19 protein-coding genes are annotated in these 20,363 nt (G+C 42.7%); 3 read left to right on the forward strand and 16 right to left on the reverse strand.

Going from position 1 to position 20,363, the window contains the following annotated elements:
- Window positions 1–6: 6 nt before the first annotated feature.
- The 11 genes from ybeD to leuS form a co-directional block, all read right to left on the reverse strand.
- Complete coding sequence (gene ybeD / locus KQP93_RS06485) at window positions 7–285, reverse strand: DUF493 family protein YbeD (protein WP_054551674.1); 279 nt, start codon at window positions 283–285, stop codon at window positions 7–9.
- A 183-nt stretch (window positions 286–468) separates the two neighbouring features.
- On the reverse strand, window positions 469–1,629 hold the full coding sequence (locus KQP93_RS06490; RefSeq protein ID WP_054551673.1) for a serine hydrolase: 1,161 nt from the start codon (window positions 1,627–1,629) through the stop codon (window positions 469–471).
- Between the two features lie 54 nt (window positions 1,630–1,683).
- Window positions 1,684–2,451, reverse strand: a complete 768-nt coding sequence (locus tag KQP93_RS06495) for a septal ring lytic transglycosylase RlpA family protein (protein ID WP_054561832.1) — start codon at window positions 2,449–2,451, stop codon at window positions 1,684–1,686.
- Entirely contained in the window at window positions 2,451–3,557 is a 1,107-nt protein-coding gene (rodA, locus tag KQP93_RS06500) for a rod shape-determining protein RodA (RefSeq protein WP_217876402.1), read from the reverse strand. The genes KQP93_RS06495 and rodA overlap by 1 nt, the downstream gene beginning before the upstream one ends.
- Complete coding sequence (gene mrdA, locus KQP93_RS06505; RefSeq protein ID WP_217876403.1) at window positions 3,554–5,434, reverse strand: penicillin-binding protein 2; 1,881 nt, start codon at window positions 5,432–5,434, stop codon at window positions 3,554–3,556. Before mrdA ends, rodA begins: the two co-directional genes overlap by 4 nt.
- Window positions 5,435–5,442: 8 nt before the next feature.
- Entirely contained in the window at window positions 5,443–5,913 is a 471-nt protein-coding gene (gene rlmH / locus KQP93_RS06510) for a 23S rRNA (pseudouridine(1915)-N(3))-methyltransferase RlmH (RefSeq protein WP_036967350.1), read from the reverse strand.
- 27 nt (window positions 5,914–5,940) lie between these two features.
- Window positions 5,941–6,258, reverse strand: coding sequence for a ribosome silencing factor (gene rsfS, locus KQP93_RS06515; protein ID WP_054551669.1), 318 nt, complete (start codon window positions 6,256–6,258; stop codon window positions 5,941–5,943).
- Window positions 6,259–6,314: 56 nt separating this feature from the next.
- Entirely contained in the window at window positions 6,315–6,950 is a 636-nt protein-coding gene (gene nadD, locus KQP93_RS06520) for a nicotinate-nucleotide adenylyltransferase (RefSeq protein ID WP_217876404.1), read from the reverse strand.
- Window positions 6,951–6,962: 12 nt separating this feature from the next.
- On the reverse strand, window positions 6,963–8,003 hold the full coding sequence (holA, locus tag KQP93_RS06525; RefSeq protein WP_217876405.1) for a DNA polymerase III subunit delta: 1,041 nt from the start codon (window positions 8,001–8,003) through the stop codon (window positions 6,963–6,965).
- The gene (locus KQP93_RS06530; protein ID WP_217876406.1) at window positions 8,003–8,491 is read right to left on the reverse strand and encodes an LPS-assembly lipoprotein LptE; all 489 of its coding nucleotides are present in this window, start codon (window positions 8,489–8,491) and stop codon (window positions 8,003–8,005) included. Before KQP93_RS06530 ends, holA begins: the two co-directional genes overlap by 1 nt.
- A gap of 1 nt (window position 8,492) precedes the next feature.
- Window positions 8,493–11,081, reverse strand: a complete 2,589-nt coding sequence (leuS, locus tag KQP93_RS06535; protein ID WP_217876407.1) for a leucine--tRNA ligase — start codon at window positions 11,079–11,081, stop codon at window positions 8,493–8,495.
- A gap of 186 nt (window positions 11,082–11,267) precedes the next feature.
- Here leuS and KQP93_RS06540 point away from each other — a divergent pair, with 186 nt between their 5' ends.
- From KQP93_RS06540 to KQP93_RS06550, 3 genes are all read left to right on the forward strand, one after another.
- Entirely contained in the window at window positions 11,268–11,726 is a 459-nt protein-coding gene (locus KQP93_RS06540; protein ID WP_054551664.1) for a zinc ribbon-containing protein, read from the forward strand.
- A gap of 69 nt (window positions 11,727–11,795) precedes the next feature.
- Window positions 11,796–14,198, forward strand: coding sequence for a Lon protease family protein (locus KQP93_RS06545; protein ID WP_217876408.1), 2,403 nt, complete (start codon window positions 11,796–11,798; stop codon window positions 14,196–14,198).
- A complete protein-coding gene (locus KQP93_RS06550) occupies window positions 14,195–14,671 on the forward strand; it encodes an FKBP-type peptidyl-prolyl cis-trans isomerase (RefSeq protein WP_055020917.1) in 477 nt (158 codons plus the stop codon). Before KQP93_RS06545 ends, KQP93_RS06550 begins: the two co-directional genes overlap by 4 nt.
- Window positions 14,672–14,710: 39 nt before the next feature.
- Here KQP93_RS06550 and lnt read toward each other — a convergent pair whose 3' ends face one another.
- From lnt to miaB, 5 genes are read right to left on the reverse strand one after another with little or no spacing between them, the layout of a single operon-like run.
- Window positions 14,711–16,258, reverse strand: a complete 1,548-nt coding sequence (lnt, locus tag KQP93_RS06555) for an apolipoprotein N-acyltransferase (RefSeq protein ID WP_217876409.1) — start codon at window positions 16,256–16,258, stop codon at window positions 14,711–14,713.
- Window positions 16,239–17,123 (reverse strand): CNNM family magnesium/cobalt transport protein CorC, encoded by an 885-nt coding sequence (gene corC, locus KQP93_RS06560; RefSeq protein ID WP_054551660.1) that lies wholly within the window; start codon window positions 17,121–17,123, stop codon window positions 16,239–16,241. Before corC ends, lnt begins: the two co-directional genes overlap by 20 nt.
- 22 nt (window positions 17,124–17,145) lie before the next feature.
- The gene (ybeY, locus tag KQP93_RS06565) at window positions 17,146–17,601 is read right to left on the reverse strand and encodes an rRNA maturation RNase YbeY (RefSeq protein WP_217876410.1); all 456 of its coding nucleotides are present in this window, start codon (window positions 17,599–17,601) and stop codon (window positions 17,146–17,148) included.
- Complete coding sequence (locus tag KQP93_RS06570) at window positions 17,598–18,650, reverse strand: PhoH family protein (protein WP_054551658.1); 1,053 nt, start codon at window positions 18,648–18,650, stop codon at window positions 17,598–17,600. The genes ybeY and KQP93_RS06570 overlap by 4 nt, the downstream gene beginning before the upstream one ends.
- A 49-nt stretch (window positions 18,651–18,699) precedes the next feature.
- Complete coding sequence (gene miaB, locus KQP93_RS06575) at window positions 18,700–20,145, reverse strand: tRNA (N6-isopentenyl adenosine(37)-C2)-methylthiotransferase MiaB (RefSeq protein WP_217876411.1); 1,446 nt, start codon at window positions 20,143–20,145, stop codon at window positions 18,700–18,702.
- Between the last annotated feature and the right edge of the window lie 218 nt (window positions 20,146–20,363).

Below are 20,363 nucleotides of genomic sequence, written 5' to 3' on the forward strand. Positions count from 1 at the left end.
ATCGGCCTATAGCATGTGACGTACGTCATCGATGTTGCTGATCACGTTATAAATTTCTTCAATGTGCTCTTTACTTGTAACGGTTGCTACAAGCGTTACAGATTCGTAATTACCTTTGCTGCTTGGTTTTACCTTTGGCGCATAATCGCCAGGTGCAATTGGTTGCAGCTTTTCTAGGATCTGATCTGTTAGATTTACGTTAGCTAAGCCCATGATTTTAAATGTGAATGGGCAAGGAAAATCTAAATACTCGTCAAACTTAGTATTTTTTACAGGTTGAACCACGACGGTGACTCCTCAAACAGTGAGTGTGCTTAATAGAGGTGTTCTCTGCCATTTCTTGGCGTTAAGCAAACTTAGATTACGACGCACTCGACCCAGCGCGACTGATATGGGGCGCATTCTATCATTTTTCAGACAAAAAAAAACGCCTTGCGGTGCAAGGCGTTTATAAACTTTATGACCAGATTACTGAATTTGTAAACGTAGGTAATCGTAGATCTTGCTAAAGAAGCTGCCTTCTTCCACTTCTTCTAGTGTAACTAGTGGATATTGCGCAATTTCTTCACCTTCAAGTTGTAAGAATAGCGTGCCTACTTTAGTACCTTTAGCAAGCGGCGCTTCTAATGTTTTATCAAGCTCAAAGTTCGCCTTTAAGTTTTTACGCTGACCACGTGGAATCGTAATAGGTGTATCTTCTAAGATACCTAACGATACGTTTTCTTTGTTACCCATCCAAATACGTTGCTCAGCAAAGCTGTCGCCTGCTTTATATGGGGTGATTGTTTCGAAAAAGCGGAAACCGTAGTTTAATAGTTTTTTACTTTCAACTTTACGCGCACGTTCGCTTTCTGTACCCATTACTACCGCGATTAAACGCATGTCATCTTTAGTTGCAGAAGTTACTAAGCTATAACCCGCTTCTGATGTGTGACCAGTTTTAATACCGTCAACGTTCATGCTTTCATCCCATAACAATGAGTTACGGTTGTATTGCTTGATGCCGTTAAAAGTGAATGATTTTTTCGCGTATACTTCGTACTCATCTGGTACATCGCGAATAAGTGCAGCACCTAAGGTTGCCATATCACGTGGTGTCGTGAAGTGTTCGTTAGTATCTAAACCATGGCTATTTACGAAGTGGCTGTTAGTCATGCCAAGCTTTTCTGCGTGGGCATTCATTAAATCAGCAAATGCGCTTTCACTACCAGCAATGTGTTCAGCCATTGCTACGCAGGCATCGTTACCTGATTGAATAATGATACCGTGGTTTAAGTCATCAACACTGATCTGCTTACCGACTTCGATAAACATTTTTGATGATTCAGGGAAATTCTTTGCCCAAGCCTTTTCACTGACAGTAACCATATCAGTTGGTGCAATATTACCTGCTTTGATTTCAGTACCAATTACATAACTGGTCATCATTTTGGTTAAACTAGCCGGTGCTAATTTTGTATCTGCTTCGCCTTCGGCAATCACTTTACCTGTGGTGAAATCAACCAAGAAATAACCTTTCGCATTAACTTGAGGTGGGGCAGGGATAATTTGGGCTGTTGCAGAAAATACGCTAGCAGTGCAAACAAGGCCACAAACGCCACTTAAGATTTTATATTTTATAGATTTCATCGTACTCATTAATGGTTAAAGTTAAACATGTTGCGTTGACCTATTCTAAAGGTCTTACTCACTGTAAAGCAAGAACGCGTTCTGAAATTGGTTTTGTTTTAGCTTTTCTAAAACTGCTTGTGCTTCTGCGGCATCTTTTATTGGACCAAGACGTAATCGATAGATTCCATCTTTTTCAACAATGTTTGTTGGCACATGATATTGCTGGCGAAGTTGAAACGCGAGCGCCTCAACATTAGCAAGAGTACTTCCCGCTGCAACCTGAATGTAGCTTAAACGAGGGGCAGAATTGGCAAGGGTAACAGCCTCAACCTTAACACGGGCTGTACCTTGACGGTAATAACCTAATTTATAGGCTGCAGAATAAGATAAATCGATAATCCGGTCATCATGGAATGGGCCTCGGTCGTTTACACGAACAATTACTGATTTTCCGTTATCTAAATTTGTTACTCTGGCAAAGCTCGGTAGCGGCAGTGTTTTATGAGCTGCTGTCATCGCAAACATATCGTACACTTCGCCGTTCGAGGTGTGATAATTGTGAAATTTTCGACCATACCACGAAGCAATGCCTTCTTCTGCATAGCCTGTTTCATCTAGCATCGGTGTATAGCGCTTACCACGGACTTCGTAAGGGCGACTAGCGCTTGCGCTTTTTACAACCGGGGTGACTATGGCATCTTGCATTTCAAGTTCGGTTGGTTTGCGAAGCGGGGCTGCATCATGCTCCATAGCATAACGGCCTTGCTGAGATGAAGAGCTACACGCTGCTAGCAGCACAGAAAATAACGCTATAAGTAAGTAATTGACTCGCTGTGTCATTATTTTAAAAGCATCCTTTTATCGGTGGCGATAGACATGATAATGCCAAATCCGGCCATCAAGGTCACCATTGAGGTGCCACCATAACTTATTAGAGGTAACGGAACACCAACTACAGGCAGTAAGCCCGAAACCATGCCAATATTTACAAATACATAAACAAAGAAGGTCAGTGTTAATGCACCGGCAAGCAACTTACCAAACGCATCTTGTGCGTTTACTGCAATGTATAAGCCGCGACCAATAATGAACAAGTACATACAAAGTAATAAACAAACCCCAAACAGGCCAAACTCTTCGCTCAGTACAGAAAAGATAAAATCGGTATGACGCTCAGGTAAAAATTCTAATTGTGATTGTGTACCTTGCAGCCAGCCTTTACCTTCAATGCCACCAGAACCTATCGCAATTTTAGATTGAATAATGTGGTAACCCGAGCCAAGCGGATCGCTTTCAGGATCTAAAAAGGTCAGTACCCGTTGTTTTTGATAATCAAGCATCACGTAATGCCAAAACGGCCATGCTGCCAAACCCACAGAAGCGGATAAAAAGCCAATAAGGCGCCAACTTAGTCCAGATAAAAACAATACAAATATCCCTGAACTGGCAATTAAAATAGAGGTACCTAAGTCGGGTTGTTCTTTAATCAAAATGGTCGGCACCATTACAATCGCAAAGCCAATAATTAAATGGATGATTCTTGGCGGTAAATGGTTACGGCCGATATACCATGCAACCATCATAGGCACAGCAATTTTCATTAACTCTGACGGCTGGAAACGGGTCACACCTAAGTCAAGCCAGCGCTGTGCACCTTTTGAACTAACCCCAAATAACAACACCCCAACCAGCATCAAAAGCCCTATGCAGTAGAGCGGAATGACCATACTTTTTAATGTGTTAGGCGAAAACTGCGCGAGTATAAACATGCCTAGGATAGCGCCAAACATACGTGTTGCGTGGCGTATTATCATTGCAGAGTCTTGGCCGCTAGCGCTGTAAACAATAGCAAGGCTGGCTACCATCATCGTCATTAGGGCAATAAGAAGTGGTAAATCGAGGTGTAGGCGCTGCCAAATTGAGCGTTTTTTATTTAATGGGATCATGGCGCGTCACTTTGGGCTATTTGAATCGGGTTCGCTGAGAAGTAGTAATCCATTAATTGACGCGCAATAGGCGCACCAACGGTACTACCACCACCGGTGTTTTCAACCACCACAGAGACCACAATTTGTGGATCGTTATAGGGTGCAAAACCAACATAGATAGCGTTATCACGTTGGCGCTCTTTAAGTGATTTTGCGTCGTAACGCTCACCTTGAGCAATACTCACAACCTGAGCAGTACCCGTTTTACCTGCTGGGTCGTAATTTGCCCCTTTAAATGCTTTATGTGCAGTACCTGTGACTTTATGTACGGTGTTGTGCATCGCATCTAGTGCAATTTGCCAATGATGAGGGTTTTTTAATACTACAGGTGGCTTTTCATCATTATTAATTTGCGTTACTTCGTTTTCTTTTTTAGCGACTTGTACAAGGTGCGGAGGATGATCGAGTCCGCGGTTCACTAATATATTGGTAGCATTAGCTATTTGCATTGGTGTTGCGGTCCAATAACCTTGCCCGATACCTACAGAAATAGTGTCGCCGCGCCACCATGACTCTCTAAAGCGGGCTTCTTTCCATTCTTTTGATGGCATTATCGCAGAGGTTTCTTCATGTATATCGATTCCAGAGAGCTCGCCAAAGCCAAACTGCGTCATAAAGTCACTGATTTTGGTGATCCCTAAACGGTAAGCAACATCGTAAAAATAGGTATCGCATGACTCTTCAATAGCACGATAAACATCAACATGACCGTGGCCCCAGCGTTTCCAGTCACGCCATTTGTGCTCCACGTTAGGAATTTGGAAAAAGCCCGGGTCCCAAATTTGTGTTTGCTCGGTTACCAGTCCTTCTTCAAGGGCAAGGATCGACATATGAGGTTTTACTGTAGATGCAGGTGCATAACGCCCTTGCGTGGTACGGTTAATTAGCGGTCGGTCTGGGTTTAACAACTTTTTGTAATCTGTGCTGCTGATACCATGGACAAATAAATTCGGGTCATAACTAGGGTTAGAGTAGAGCGCTAAAACGCCGCCATCTTTAGCATCAAGTACCACAATGGCACCACGCATATCTTTTAAGGCATGTTGAGCAATTTGTTGCAGGCCAATATCCAAAGTAAGTACTAAGTCGTGACCTGGTTCAGGTGGCGTGAGGCTTAAAGTACGGATAACTCGGCCACGGTTATTCACTTCAACGCGCTGCGAACCAACCACACCATGAAGGAGTTCTTCGTAATACTTTTCGATACCCAGCTTACCAATGTCGTGCGTTGCACGGTAGTTAGTAGCTTGGTCTTCTGCTTCTAGTTTGGTGAGTTCTTTTTTGTTGAGTTTGGCAACATAACCTAATGCATGGGTAAGGGTATCACCATAAGGGTAATAGCGAGCTAAACGCGCTTCGATACTAAAGCCAGGAAACTTATGCTGATTAACCGAGAACTTTGCAACTTCGGTTTCGTCTAAACGGGCTTTTAATACTTGGCTTTTAAAGCGGCGATTGTGCTTGATGTCATCCAGAAAGTCAGCTTTTTGTTGCTCAGTTATTTCAATAACTTTTTCAACTTCGCTCAGCGCCTCTTCAAGGTTATCGACTTCCTCGGGGATCACTTCTAAATTATAAACTGGCTTGTTTTCAGCCAGTAATACGCCATTTCTGTCGTAAATAAGCCCACGGTTAGGGGCAATTGGAATAACTTTGATCCGGTTATCGTTCGAACGTGTTTGATAATCTTGATGTTCGATAACTTGGATGTTGTATAGGTTAGATAACAACACACCAATTAACAGTGTAACAAACACAAAACCCACAAATGCTCGGCGAGCAAATAAGTTTGCTTCAGCCGAGTGGTCTCGAATCGTGGGTCTGTGTTTTCGCATTGGCTTTACTACTCGCGATGATAAGGGTGGTTGTTATTCAAGCTCCAGCCTCGGTATAGGCTTTCTGCAACAATAATGCGCACTAGAGGGTGCGGTAGTGTCAGGTTTGATAATGACCACTTTTGCTCAGACGCTGCAATACACTCAGGTGCTAAGCCTTCTGGTCCACCGATCAATAAGCTGACATCGCGACCATCAAGCTGCCACTTTTCCATACTTTTTGCCAGCTGATGGGTATCCATTGGTTTACCGGTGACCTCTAGCGTCACAATACGGTTGCCTTTAGGGATTGCAGCTAGGGTCTTTTCGCCTTCAAGTTGTAAAATACGTTTGATATCCGCATTTTTACCACGTTTACCTGCTGGGATTTCAATTAGCTCAAGGGGCATATCACGTGGGAAGCGACGTTGATATTCTGTGAATCCAGTTTCAACCCATGCTGGCATTTTGGTGCCAACAGCAATCAATTGTATTTTCAAAATGGTTACCTATGTCCTTGCTAAGGGTTAGCCCCAAAGTTTCTCTAGATCATAGAAGTCGCGAGTTTGGTCTTGCATTACATGCACAACCACATCACCTAGGTCTACAAGCACCCATTCGCCTTCGTTTTGGCCTTCGTATCCGAGAGGCTCTTCACCAGCATGGCGTGCTTCTTTAGCAACATGATCAGCAATAGATTGCACATGGCGTTTAGAGTTACCTGAGCACACTAACATGTAATCAGTAATGTCAGACTTACCACGAACATCAAGCTGTACCACATCACGGGCTTTCATATCGTCGACTTTATCAAGGGCAAATGCGAGTAGTTGTTTAGAATCCAAAGTGTTTTCTCAAAAATAAATAATCTTAATTTGTTATTTTATCACGCAGGCAGTATTTATTCATCTGTTTGGTAAAGATGATGCTGCGCAATGTATTGACTTACATTGGTAGGTAAAAGTTCCGCGATGTCATCATTTAAATGCAGCTTTTTTCTGATTTCGCTTGAGGCTGCATTAACTTGTAAGCCATTTAAAAAGAATAACTTACCAGCAGGGGATTGTTGTAGCTGGCTAAGTTGCTCTGTTAAGGCATGTGCCTTATAAGTGGCCAGTTCTCCAGTAACTTGGCAGTGTTGCCCCGGACGCTGGTACACCACAATATGACAAAGTTTGACAATCTCTTGCCATTTAAACCATTTATCTAGGCTATTGAATGAATCCATGCCGATTAAAAACATAATCGGCGCTGCTGGGTTTTCTGCACGAAGCTCTTCTAAACTCAGCAAAGAATAAGACGCACCTTCTCGGTTTAGCTCACGGTAATCGATGGCAAAGTGCGGATTGTCGTCAATCGCAAGTTTTAGCATGTTTATGCGATGCTCATCACTTATTCCTGGCTTGGCTTTATGGGCAGGAATAGCGCAAGGCATGAAGTAAAGGGTATCGAGTTGGCACTGCTGAACACACTGCTGGGCCATATTGATATGACCTAAGTGAATTGGATCAAAAGTGCCACCAAAAATAGCAATCATGAATTGTTACTCTTAGTCAAAGACCGGGTGGCAAGGTAAAGGTATCGCCACAGGTTGGCAAAACACTAAGCATATTTGCATTAACGCTTGGTAGGGGGCTACAAGGTTGCCTTGTTTATATGCGGCATCAAACTGAGCTAATTGTTTGGTAATTTGTTCGAGTACTTGAATGTTTAAGCGGTTTAAGGCCTGTTGTACAACAGCTTGTTGGTTTTTCCAAATATTATACTTTTTGTATAAATCAGCCATATTGGCACCACTTAAGCGCCCGTGTTGCATTGCCAGTAAGTTAGCGGCTTCTTTATTGATGGCCCAAAAAATACTCATGGCTTCAGTGTTATCGGTAGCCAGTTTAGCCATTACTTTAACTGCTTGTTCGGCGTGGCCATTTAATAAAGCATCACTCAAATCAAAAATATCAAATTTTGACTGATTTAGTAGCCCTTGCATCACAGCTTGTTGGTCAATTAGCTCACTACCATAAAGCAAAGATAGCTTTTCTAACTCTTGATGACAGGCAAGTAAATTACCTTCAGTGGCATCAATTAAGCTTTGTTTCGCATTGTTATGAAGGTTTAAGTTTAAACGGTAGCATTGCTCATCTAACCAGCGGCTCAGGTGATTACCTGTTAATGGGTAACAAGGAACAAATAAGCCTTGCTTATCGAGGGCTTTAAACCAAGCACTGCGTTGAATATCTTGACTGGCTTTGGCGCCTTTTAAAACCAAAATTGTATCGGGATTAGCAAGCTCAACAAGCTGCTTAAAGATTTGGCTGCCTTGCGTACCTGGTTTTTGCTCGTTTAAATCAAACTCAATTAAGGTACGAGCGCTGAACAGTGACATACTTTGGTATTGAGCAACAATTTCTTGCCAATCAAAACCCGGCATTAAGGTAAATTTTATTACCTCGTCAAAGCCTTGCTGTTTAGCTGCTTGGCGAATTTGCATAACGCACTGAGCAATTTGATAAGGCTCTTCACCAAACACCATGTAAAAAGGCGCTAGGCCTTTTTTTAACTGGCTAGGAAGCTGGTTTGCATAACAACGCATTACAGTTGTGATAACTCACGAACAATACGACGACTCGCTTGCTTACGAATTTCGCCTAATAGCAAATCAAGCTCTTTTGCTTTGGCAAGGGCATTGTCTGGGTCGTCTTGGTAGTTACGATATAATTCAAAGCTTTGATTAATCGCTTTTTGACCAGGGCGTTTAAGGGTATAGCTTACGCTATAAGCAAGCTCATATTCAGCAACCTGACCATTATCAAATAATGACAGAATTTGACGCTCTAAGCGATCTCTGTGGATTTTCAACTCTGGGTGTTTACCAACTAGGTTAAGCTCAACTTTACTTGCAATAAGTTCTTTTTCGACTAATTCGAATAAGGCTGACTTTTCATCATCCCCAACAAGGGTGATTACTTTCAAGTCGTCAGGCAAGTTAGAGGCTTTCTTTAAGTGAAAGCCACAACTTGTCAGCAGTAAACAGACTAGCGCAAGGGCTAGTCCGTTTTTCAGTGCTTGAAGCGCTGCCATCTTAGTTAGCAACCACGTTAAGTAGTTTGCCAGGTACGTAAATTACTTTACGGATAGTCGCGCCTTCAGTGAACTTAGTCACGTTTTCTTCAGCAAATGCTAATGCTTCAACTTGCTCTTTGGTTGCATCTGCAGGCACTGTTAACTTAGCACGTAGCTTACCGTTAACTTGTACAATGATTAGCTTCTCATCTTCAACAAGTGCTGACTCATCAACTTTTGGCCATGCTGCATCTAAGATATCGCCTTCTTTGCCAAGGTCTTGCCATAACTGGTGACACATGTGCGGTGTGATAGGCGCAAGCATGATAAGTAATGCTTCAAGTGCTTCGTTTGCAATTGCCACATCTTGTTTATCAGCAAGTGGTGCCTTAAGTAACTTGTTCGAGATTTCCATGATTGCAGCGATTGCAGTGTTGAATGTTTGACGACGTTCAACGTCATCAGTCACTTTTGCAATTGCTTTATGAAGTTCACGGCGAAGTACTTTTTGGTCATTGTTTAGCGCTGATTTATCAAGCGCTTGGTAGCCTACTGTTTCTACATCAACAGCGTACTTCCAAATACGTTTTAAGAAACGCATTGCACCTTCAACACCTGAATCAGACCATTCAAGAGTTTGCTCTGGTGGTGCTGTAAACATCATGAATAAACGAACTGTATCTGCACCGTACTCGGCAATAACTTGTTGCGGGTCGATACCATTGTTTTTCGATTTCGACATTTTGCTCATGCCAGCAGAGAATACCGGCTCGCCATCTTCTTTGTGCCACGCTTTAACAACACGACCTTTGTCGTCTGTTTCAGTTTGTACATCAGTTGGTGAAATCCAGATATCACCGCCTTTCTCATCTTTACGATAGAAAGTATCTGCTAATACCATGCCTTGACATAGTAAGCGCTCAAATGGCTCATCTGAGTTTACTAAACCAAAGTCACGTAATAGTTTGTGGAAGAAACGCGAGTAAAGTAAGTGCAAGATCGCATGCTCAATACCACCAATGTATTGGTTTACTGGTAACCAGTAATTTGCAGCACCTGGCTCGATCATGCCTTCGTCAAAACGTGGGCTACAGTAACGAGCGTAGTACCAAGACGACTCCATGAAGGTATCGAAGGTATCTGTTTCGTGGAATGCAGGCGCGCCATTTACAGTTGTTTTAGCCCACTCAGGATCAGCTTTGATTGGTGAAGTCACACCATTCATTACTACGTCTTCTGGTAAGCGAACGGGTAGCATGTCATCTGTTGCTGCAAGCTCATCACCATTTTCGTCGCTTAACATTGGGATTGGAGAACCCCAGTAACGCTGACGGCTAACACCCCAGTCACGTAGACGGAAGTTAACTTTACGCTCACCTACACCCAGCGCTTCTAGTTTATCTGCTACGGCATTAAATGCTGCTTCAAACTCAAGACCATCGAACTCACCCGAGTTAACTAACACGCCTTTTTCTGTGTATGCTTGATTGTCTAAATCAACGTTTTCTTCAGAACCTGCAGCTGGTGCGATAACTTGGGCAATTTCAAGGCCATAAGCTGATGCGAACTCGTAGTCACGTTGGTCGTGCGCAGGAACAGCCATTACAGCGCCTGAGCCGTAATCCATTAATACAAAGTTAGCGACCCAAATTGGTACTTGCTTACCTGTTAATGGGTGAATCGCATAAAAGCCAGTTGCAATGCCTTTTTTGTCCATGGTTGCCATGTCTGCTTCAGCGATTTTTGTGTTTTTACACTCATCAACAAACATAGCTACAGCGTCGCTGTTTTTAGCGGCTTCTTGTGCAATTGGGTGACCGGCAGCAACTGCTACGTATGTCACACCCATGAAGGTATCTGGGCGCGTAGTATAAACACTGAATGTATCTTCGTTATCAGCACGCTTAAATTCGATTTCTAAACCTTCAGAGCGACCAATCCAGTTGCGCTGCATGGTTTTAACTTGCTCAGGCCAGTGATCAAGCTTATCTAAATCGTCTAGTAGCTCTTGTGCGTAATCAGTGATTTTGATGAACCATTGTGGAATTTCTTTTTGCTCAACAATGGCACCTGAACGCCAACCACGACCATCAATAACTTGTTCGTTAGCAAGCACTGTTTGGTCAACTGGATCCCAGTTTACTGTTGACATCTTTTTGTATACTAAGCCTTTTTCGTAAAGCTTAGTGAAGAACCACTGTTCCCACTTGTAGTATTCTGGGTGACATGTTGCGATTTCACGATCCCAATCATAACCAAAGCCTAATTGCTTTAACTGGTCACGCATGTAATCGATGTTTTCGTAAGTCCACTTAGCAGGTGCTGTGTTGTTTTTGATTGCCGCATTTTCAGCAGGTAGACCAAACGCATCCCAACCCATAGGTTGCATTACGTTTTTGCCTTGCAAGCGTTGGAAGCGTGATACTACGTCACCAATGGTGTAGTTACGAACGTGACCCATGTGGAGTCGGCCGCTTGGGTATGGGAACATAGATAGGCAGTAATACTTTTCTTTGCTCTCATCTTCAGTGACTTTAAATACTTGGTTTTCTTCCCAGTAGGCTTGTACTTTTGACTCAATGTCTTGCGGGTTATATTGCTCTTGCATCTACGATTCCAGACTTCTTGCAAATTAATAAAAAATTGTCGATAAGGATAACCCAAAATACATGCTAATCACAGCGGCAAATAGGCGCTTTTGTTAATTTTCCAAGGAAATATATTTTCAGGGCAGGTTAACCTATACTCAACTAGAATAACGATTGATTTTTCATCATTTTTGAAGGAGTAAACGATGGCAGATTATAAATCTTGGCTTAGCGATTTAAGTGCATGGCTCAAAGACGTAAAAGATCATGAGCTAAAAGATGCAATGGAAAAATTTGTTGAATCAGAGCAAGCACTTAAAGACTTAGGACAAGAAAAGCTCAATCAGTATCGTGACTATCTACAACGCGATATCGACCACATTAAAGAAAACGACAGTCACTATGATTCACTCGCATGGCTAGAGCTTAAAGAATCGCTCTGGTATGAGTTATCGCACATTGAAGATAAAACCCAGCTCGAATGGCAAGCCTTAAACCAAGATTTTCAACACAATGGTGTTTATCAAGAGGGAGAATGGATAGCCATGGGCACATTAGTATGTAAAAATTGTCAGCATAGTTACGATGTTTACCATGCTACGCAAATTACTCCTTGTACTGAATGTGGCGGTATTTATTTTCGCCGTAAGGCATTACAACCTTAATCAGTGACGCAGGCTTGTGCTGGGCGTTACCTATAATGCCCAGTCAAGACTGGGAAATAAGAAGTTAGAATGACAAAAAAACTAATCCCTCTACCTGTTTCTGCGTTAGCGCCTAAGATTGCAGCAAGTCATGTTGCTACTTGTATGCAAAACCCATATCCAGAAGCGTTGCCATTTATTGGTCAACAACGTGCACAAAGTGCCCTCGACTTTTCACTCGGAATGGAATTACCGGGTTACAATGTTTATGTGATGGGTGAAGCGGCTCATGGTCGTTACACCTTAGTAAAAGACAAACTCACAGCCCATTCAAAAGACCGCCCAACGCCTAATGAGTGGTTGTATGTTAACAACTATGATGACCACCGCGAGCCAATCGCGTTATTTATGCAAGCAGGTCAATCAAAGCAATTAGCTGACGATATAGATTCATTTATCGACGAAGTACTCGATACATTCCCCGCGGCTTTTGATAACCCAGGTTATCAACGCAAGAAAAAATCAATCGACCGTGAGTTTACCGATACTTACGATGCGGCAATTACTGCTGTTGAAATTGCCGCTCTTGAGCAAAGCGTGGCATTGATTGAAGAAAATGGTGTTGTTGGATTTGCGCCTTTAGTGAATGGTAAACAACTGAGCGACAGTGAATTTGCAGCCCTTGATGAGCCACTGCGTATCGAATTTTATGAGGTTATCGAAAAGCTTGAAGATGCGTTAATCGAAGCATTAATTGAGCTTCCTCGCTGGAAACGAGAGTCATCTGAAAAACTACGTAACCTTAAAAAATCAACTGCTGAGCTTGCTACTAAGCCACTAATAAAAGCCCTTGAACATAAATACGCTACGCACATTGGTGTATTACGTTATTTAAAAGACATCCGTGAAGAAATCATTGATGCGGTACTTGAATGGCTCGACGATGATGAAAACGACGAAAACAAAGAAGACTTTGACCGTAAAGGGATGCTCACAGACTTCTTTGCGCCCAATATTCTAGTCGAATACAAAGAGGGCGATGCAGCCCCTGTGGTGTATGAGCCAAACCCGACTTTTGGCAACATTTTCGGCAAAATTGAATATGCGACTTCGCAAGGCTCGCTTATCACTAGTTACCGCTCAATTCAGCCAGGTGCACTGCATCGTGCTAATGGTGGCTATTTGATTATGGATGCTGAGAAAGTCATGGCGAACCCACAAGTGTGGGATGGCCTTAAGCTGTCTTTAAAAACGCATCAAATCAAAAACGACTTACCCTATCAAGACAGCTCTGTGGGAAGTAGCTTTACGTTACGCCCGCAACTGATCCCTCTTGATGTAAAAATAGTGCTGCTAGGCTCTCGCGACCTTTATTACACCATTGGTGAGTATGACGAAGAGTTTGCAGAGTTATTCCGTGTCCTTGCTGACTTTGATTATTACTTGCCAAGTAGCGATAAACTGCAATATCAGTTCATTACCAAGGTGACTGAATATTGTCAGCAAACACTCAATTGCACCGTAAATGAAGCGGCCATGGCGAGGTTATTAAAGTTTAGTTATCGCCAAGCTGAGCACCATAACAAACTCTCAGCTCGTTTTGCTGATGTATTAGAGTTAGTGGCAGAAGCTAGTTTTTATGCCAAACAAGATGGCCAAACCGTGATTGATGCTCATCACATAGATGAAGCCATTGTTGGTAAGCAATACCGTACAGGGCAAATTTCAGAAACCATGCTGAGTGATATCAAAGAGGGGCAAATTTTAATTGCAACCGAAGGTCACGCAGTGGGCAAAGTAAATGGCTTAACTGTGCTGCACATTGGCGATACCTCATTTGGTACACCGGCACGCATAACAGCCACTGTGTACGCAGGTGCAGATGGCGTAATTGACGTTGAACGTGAAGCCGAGCTGGGTAAAGCCATTCACTCAAAAGGGGTGATGCTATTAACTGGTTACTTAGGTAATAAGTATGCTCAGCAATTTAGCCTAACGCTCAGTGCCAATATCGCAATAGAGCAAAGCTATGGCTACATCGACGGTGATAGCGCCTCATTAGCAGAGCTGTGCGCACTTATATCAGCCATTACGAACTTACCTATTAGCCAATCTATCGCACTGACGGGGTCAATTAACCAGCATGGAGATGTGCAATCAATTGGTGGCGTAAACGAGAAAATAGAAGGCTTCTTCAAACTTTGTAAAATGCGTGGCTTAACCGGTGAGCAAGGGGTGATTATTCCTAAATCAAACCAAGTTAATTTAGTGCTTGATGACGAAGTACTCGATGCCGTTGAAAAAGGGCGCTTTAATATTTATGCCGTTGAAACGGTTGATCAAGCACTGAGCTTATTAATGGATAAAGACGCAGGTGAAATGACCGCAGAAGGCTACCCTGAAGGCTCTATAAACGCGCTAGCCTTAGCAAGGCTTGCCAATATTGCAGATATCGTAAATGGTGACAATGATGATGAGAAGGACGCAGAATGATTAATTTAATACTTTTACTGATCATTGGTATTTTTTGTTTTTTAATCTTTAAAAACAGTAAAAAGGCGAAGCTACAAGCCCTTGAAAATGAAAAGCTCGCCGCGGACTTTTTAGCAAATAACAGTAAAGCTGACGATGTTCATGAAACCGCATCTGGGCTGCAATACAAAATTGAGCAAAGTTCAGGGAATGACACAAAGCCAAGTGCAACCAGTAAAGTAAAGGTTCACTATCATGGCACGCTCATGGATGGCAGTGTTTTTGACAGCTCAGTGGTAAGAAACTCACCAATCAGTTTTGGTTTAAATCAAGTCATTGCAGGTTGGACTGAGGGCTTACAGCTAATGAACGAAGGGGATAAGTTTACCTTTTATATCCCGCCACAGCTTGCATATGGCCGTAAACGCGTAGGCAGCATTCCAGCAGGCTCGCTACTTATATTTGATGTAGAGTTGATTAAGATAGAATCTTAAAATGTTAAAAAGGCTTCATCATGAAGCCTTTTTTAATTGTTATTTCTTAACCCTAACAAGCAAACCAACAGCACTGAGTAACATCACTACCGCCCACACTGGCCAATTGCCGTATTGACTATAAATACTATCGCCTTTGATTAAAGTGATATTGGCCTCAAGTACATCAGCTTTAAATTGTGGCATAGCTAATTGTGATTTAGCGATAGGGTCGTAAACGGCGCTAATACCATTATTCGTCACACGAATTAGTGGGCGCTGTAACTCTAGGGCGCGCATGCGTGCTATTTGCATATGTTGATGCGGGCCGTGAGAGTCACCAAACCATGCATCGTTACTCACCGTGAATAAAATGTCGGAGTCACTGCGATAATTACCACGAACCAACTCAGAAAAAGCAATTTCATAGCAAATAGCCGGTAAAATATTTAAGCCATTTGCGCGTAAATTGTTTTGCACTTCATCGCCACGAGTGAAAGATGACATAGGTAAATCAAACAGTGGCGCAATTGGACGCAAGAAGTCCTGAAACGGCACAAACTCACCAATAGGTAATAACTGATGCTTTTGATAGCGGTTTTTACCTAAATATTGATAGTGGCCTTCACTGTCATCGGGTTCTTTTTTACCAAGCACTATTAAGGTATTAAAAATGTTACGCGTGTCGTATTGGTAATCAACGATACCGGTAATAAGCGCGGTGTCATTAAAGGTTGCGGCACTATCAAGGCCTGTTAAATATTCGGTTGATAAAGCTTCAAGTTCAGGCACAGCAGCTTCTGGCCAAACAATTAAATCAGCATTCCAATGTAGGCGAGTCATATCTTGGTATTTGCTCATAGTCGTCCAAAACTCAGACGGCTCAAAGCGAAGATGCTGTTTAATATTGCCCTGCACCAGTACTGTTTTAATGGTTTTGTCTTGGTAGTGTAGCTGGCTGCTGCTTGCAATCGTATATAAGCCAGCTAATAGAGCTACAGAGGCGATAAGTGGTTTGCCATCTTTGCTAGCTAGGTGATATAAAGCAAACGCAATTAACATACATACAAGCGTAATCCCAAACTCACCAATCACTGGGGCTAAAAAATTAAGTGGGCTGTCTGTTTGCGTATAACCAAAACTCAGCCACGGAAAGCCCGTTAGCAATGTGCCACGTAAGTACTCTGTGGTTGCTATAGCGGCGAGTAACCAACATATAAAGCTATATGGGCCTTTAGCAAGGCGAGTTGCCAGCCAAGTAGCTAATGCAGGATAAAGGGCTAAATAAGCACAAAGCAGCACCATTAACGAAAGTGATGCGATTAATGGCATGCCACCAAAGGTCGCTATTGAAACATGTACCCAGCTTATACCTGCACCAAACCAACCTAAACCAAATATAAAGCCATATTTAGCACTTTGTTTAGCGGCTAATTTACCGTTTGCGAGAGGGTTAATGCAGTAGAGTAGAGCACCAAGGGAAAGAAAAGTTATAAACCATAGGTTATAGGGGGCGTAACTTAAGGTTAAAAAGAGGCCCGCAACAAGTGCGAGCCAGGCTTTTTTATCTTTTGCAAGGTGACTTAGGTTAGTTAGCAGTTTCTTCACTGTCGTTATCATCAGCCTTTGGAATGGTGACTTGCAATTGTAAGATACGGCGGTTATCTGCGTTAGTGACTTTAAATTGTAAGCCTTCTACCTCGATTGTTTCACCACGGCTTGGCATGTGGCCAAATGCATGTAAAACAATACCACCTATGGTGTCAGCATCTGAGGTGCTGTAACCAGTTTTAAAATACTCGTTAAAGTCATCAACTTCGGTCAACGCTTGCACAGCGTAAACGTGTTTTGCAACTTGGCGAATATCTTGTAGGTCTTCACTTTCATCGTGCTCGTCTTCGATTTCACCAACGATGATTTCAAGGATATCTTCGATAGTGACAAGACCAGACACACCACCATACTCATCAATAACAATCGCCATGTGGTAACGTTGTTGACGGAACTCATTAAGCAGCGTGTCTACACGTTTACTTTCAGGCACTACAACTGCAGGACGCAAATATTCACGTAAAGAAGGCAGTTGCTCATCTTTATTGATGATCAGTGGTAATAAATCTTTTGCTAATAAAATACCTTCAACATGGTCTTTGTCTTCACATACCACAGGAAAACGTGAATGTGTTGAATCAACCATCATAGGTAATAGCTCTTCTAATGGTGTATCAACCTCTAAGGTTACCATTTGCGAGCGTGGGATCATGATGTCCCGCACTTTCAGCTCTGATACACCTAGCACCCCTTCAATCATATCTTTGGTTTCAGGGTCGATAAGGTCGCGTTCTTGCGCATCGGCAATTACTTCTACCAGCTCTTCTCTATTCTGGGGTTCCCCTTGCAACATTTGGGCTATGCGGCCCAGCCACGTTTTGCCAGAAGAACCCTGGCTAGTTTGCGAGTTGTCGTCGCTCATTGCGTCTAATTGCTCCGTTAATTTAAATATCGTCTCGATATGGGTCAGCGATGTTCAGATCGGCAAGTAATTGCTTTTCTATGCTTTCCATTTCAAGTGCATCTTCGTCCTTTATATGGTCAAATCCAAGTAAATGCAAGCATCCATGGATAACCATATGGGCAAAATGGTCGTGAAAGGTTTTTTCTTGCTCAATTGATTCGGCTAAAACAATAGCCGGACAAATGATTAAATCACCTACTAAAGGTAACTCAATGCCCGGTGGTGCTTCAAACGGAAAAGATAAGACATTAGTCGGTTTATCTTTGCCACGGTAATCATTGTTGAGCTGCTGGCTTTGTGTTTCATCGCTGATCACTATGGTCAGCTCTGCATCTTCACGGTAGTTGCTAAGGGCTTTGTCAGCCCATAGCTGGAATTGTTCAAAGCTTGGTAAGTCGTCAAACTCACAGGCTATTTGTAAATCTAATTCGGTCACGAGTTTGCTTCTTGTTGGTTTGCTTGCGCTTCTTTCGCACGTTGCTTTTCAGCACGTTTTAAACGTTCTGCTTCATCGTTACGCTCATAAGCTTCAACGATACGAGCAACAACCGGGTGGCGAACCACATCGTGTGATTGGAAGAAGTTAAAGCTAATTTCATCTACACCGTTTAATACTTCGATGGCATGACGTAGGCCTGAGCGGGCACCGCGCGGTAAATCGACTTGTGTAATATCACCCGTGATCACCGCTTTTGAATTAAAACCAATACGGGTTAAGAACATTTTCATTTGTTCTGCTGTGGTGTTTTGGCTTTCATCAAGAATAATAAATGCGTCATTAAGCGTACGGCCACGCATGTAGGCAAGGGGCGCAACTTCAATCACGTTTTTCTCAATCAGTTTTTCAACTCGTTCAAAACCCAGCATTTCAAATAACGCATCGTATAAAGGTCGTAAATACGGGTCGATTTTTTGGCTTAAGTCACCTGGTAAAAAGCCTAGCTTTTCACCTGCTTCAACCGCAGGACGGGTTAATAAAATACGGCGAATTTCTTGACGCTCTAAGGCATCAACAGCTGCAGCAACCGCTAAATAAGTTTTACCTGTACCGGCCGGGCCAATACCAAAGGTAATATCGTGGTGCAAAATATTTGCAACATACACGCCTTGATTATCATTGCGCGGTTTAATAACGCCACGGCGAGTTTTAATCACCATGTCTTTGCCATATACACCTGGGTTTTCATCTTGCTCAAGCGCATTTGATTCGCTAATTGCCAAATGTACGGCTTCAGGTTCAATTTCGCCAATCAGGCCGCGAATAGGTTGAGTTTCAATATAGAGGTTTTTTAGTATCTCAACAGCCGCAGCTGCAAGGTGCAGTTTACCGGTTACTCTGAAGAAATTATCACGGTGTGCAATCTCAACACCAAGGCGGCGTTCAATTTGCTTAATGTTTTCGTCAAACGGACCACATAAAGATGAAAGGCGTTTGTTGTCGGCGGGTTCTAAATAAATCTCTAATGTTTTTAACTGATTACTCAAAATTGCTTCCTATTGATGGGTGCAGGCTGTGCCTGCACCAAATGTCACCCTAAGGTACGAAAGTAGCAACGCCAATTTCGTTAGGGGCCGTAGCAGCCTCAGCTTCAGCAGCTTTATTTAAAATCGCTGAAGGTGCCACATCACGGCGTAAGTTCATTTCTGATTCTGTACGAATTAATTCACCACGTAAAGAGTTTGGCAATGCTTCTGTAATACGTACATCAACGAATTGACCGATCACTGAGTGAGGGCCTTCAAAGTTAACCACTCGGTTGTTCTCAGTACGGCCACGTAATTCCATTGGGTTCTTCTTAGAAGGACCTTCAACTAGGATACGCTGTTCGGTATCAAACATTTGGCGGCTGATTTGCTGCGCCATTTGCGTGATACGGTTTTGCAGAATGTATAAACGTTCTTTTTTCTCTTGCTCTGTTACGTCATCTGGTAAATCAGCAGCAGGCGTACCAGGGCGCGCACTGTAGATGAAGCTAAAGCTCATATCAAAACCAATATCATTGATAAGGTTCATAGTTGCTTCAAAGTCCGCTTTGCTTTCGCCTGGGAAACCAATGATGAAGTCTGAAGACATGCTTAGGTTAGGGCGAATTTTACGTAACTTACGAATCGTAGATTTGTACTCGAGTGCAGTGTGACCACGTTTCATAAGGTTAAGAACACGGTCTGAACCACTTTGCACTGGTAAGTGTAGGTGGTCAACAAGCTCAGGTACGTCTGCGTACGCATCAATGATATCTGGCGTAAATTCTACAGGGTGTGATGTGGTGTAACGAATACGGTCAATACCGTCAATCGCAGCGACATAACGTAGTAGGTCAGAGAAGTAACAAATTTCACCGTCGTGAGTTTCACCACGATACGCATTTACGTTTTGACCAAGTAGGTTTACTTCGCGAACACCTTGCTCTGCAAGTTGGGCAACTTCAAGTAATACGTCATCAAGTGGGCGGCTTACTTCTTCACCACGCGTGTAAGGTACTACGCAGAATGTACAGTATTTAGAACAACCTTCCATAATTGATACAAACGCAGTTGGGCCTTCCGCTTTTGGCTCAGGTAAACGGTCGAACTTTTCAATCTCAGGGAATGAAACGTCAACTACCGAGCTGCTGTCGCCACTTTGCACTTGCTTAATCATTTCAGGTAAGCGGTGTAATGTTTGCGGGCCAAAGATTACATCAACAAACGGTGCACGTTGACGAATTGAGTCACCTTCTTGCGATGCAACACAGCCACCAACACCAATGATTAAGTCAGGTTTGTCGTCTTTTAATAGTTTCCAACGGCCAAGCTGATGGAATACTTTCTCTTGTGCCTTTTCACGGATTGAACAGGTATTGAGTAAGATCACGTCAGCGTCTTCAGCTTCTTCAGTTAACTGATAGCCGTTAGTCGCATCTAGTAGATCAGCCATTTTCTGAGAGTCGTACTCGTTCATCTGACAACCCCAGGTTTTAATATGCAGCTTTTTACTCATTGAAATATAGCCTCGTTTTCAATTCGGTAGTGACACAAAAATGTGTTAGAAACAGGATTAAGTGGCAAGTATGCCGACTTAAAGGACGCGTATTTTAGCTGGATACCCGCACAGATCCAAGTATAGTTTTTATCTTTGTGGTGTGAAATCAAACAAGTCACTGTTTTGAAATTCATAAGCGGTAAATGCACTGACACACAATATTGAATTACGTTACA

Origin of the sequence: Pseudoalteromonas shioyasakiensis, from assembly GCF_019134595.1 — a bacterium.
Lineage (GTDB): Bacteria > Pseudomonadota > Gammaproteobacteria > Enterobacterales > Alteromonadaceae > Pseudoalteromonas > Pseudoalteromonas shioyasakiensis_A.

What these genes read in the sequence shown, in the direction of transcription:
- rodA (WP_217876402.1), bottom strand. Translation starts at nt 3,557, where the DNA reads ATGATCCCATTAAATAAAAAACGCTCAATTTGGCAGCGCCTACACCTC.
- KQP93_RS06495 (WP_054561832.1), bottom strand. Translation starts at nt 2,451, where the DNA reads ATGACACAGCGAGTCAATTACTTACTTATAGCGTTATTTTCTGTGCTG.
- KQP93_RS06540 (WP_054551664.1), top strand. Translation starts at nt 11,268, where the DNA reads ATGGCAGATTATAAATCTTGGCTTAGCGATTTAAGTGCATGGCTCAAA.
- KQP93_RS06545 (WP_217876408.1), top strand. Translation starts at nt 11,796, where the DNA reads ATGACAAAAAAACTAATCCCTCTACCTGTTTCTGCGTTAGCGCCTAAG.
- corC (WP_054551660.1), bottom strand. Translation starts at nt 17,123, where the DNA reads ATGAGCGACGACAACTCGCAAACTAGCCAGGGTTCTTCTGGCAAAACG.
- mrdA (WP_217876403.1), bottom strand. Translation starts at nt 5,434, where the DNA reads ATGCGAAAACACAGACCCACGATTCGAGACCACTCGGCTGAAGCAAAC.
- KQP93_RS06550 (WP_055020917.1), top strand. Translation starts at nt 14,195, where the DNA reads ATGATTAATTTAATACTTTTACTGATCATTGGTATTTTTTGTTTTTTA.
- KQP93_RS06530 (WP_217876406.1), bottom strand. Translation starts at nt 8,491, where the DNA reads ATGGCAGCGCTTCAAGCACTGAAAAACGGACTAGCCCTTGCGCTAGTC.
- nadD (WP_217876404.1), bottom strand. Translation starts at nt 6,950, where the DNA reads ATGATTGCTATTTTTGGTGGCACTTTTGATCCAATTCACTTAGGTCAT.
- leuS (WP_217876407.1), bottom strand. Translation starts at nt 11,081, where the DNA reads ATGCAAGAGCAATATAACCCGCAAGACATTGAGTCAAAAGTACAAGCC.
- holA (WP_217876405.1), bottom strand. Translation starts at nt 8,003, where the DNA reads ATGCGTTGTTATGCAAACCAGCTTCCTAGCCAGTTAAAAAAAGGCCTA.
- miaB (WP_217876411.1), bottom strand. Translation starts at nt 20,145, where the DNA reads ATGAGTAAAAAGCTGCATATTAAAACCTGGGGTTGTCAGATGAACGAG.
- KQP93_RS06490 (WP_054551673.1), bottom strand. Translation starts at nt 1,629, where the DNA reads ATGAAATCTATAAAATATAAAATCTTAAGTGGCGTTTGTGGCCTTGTT.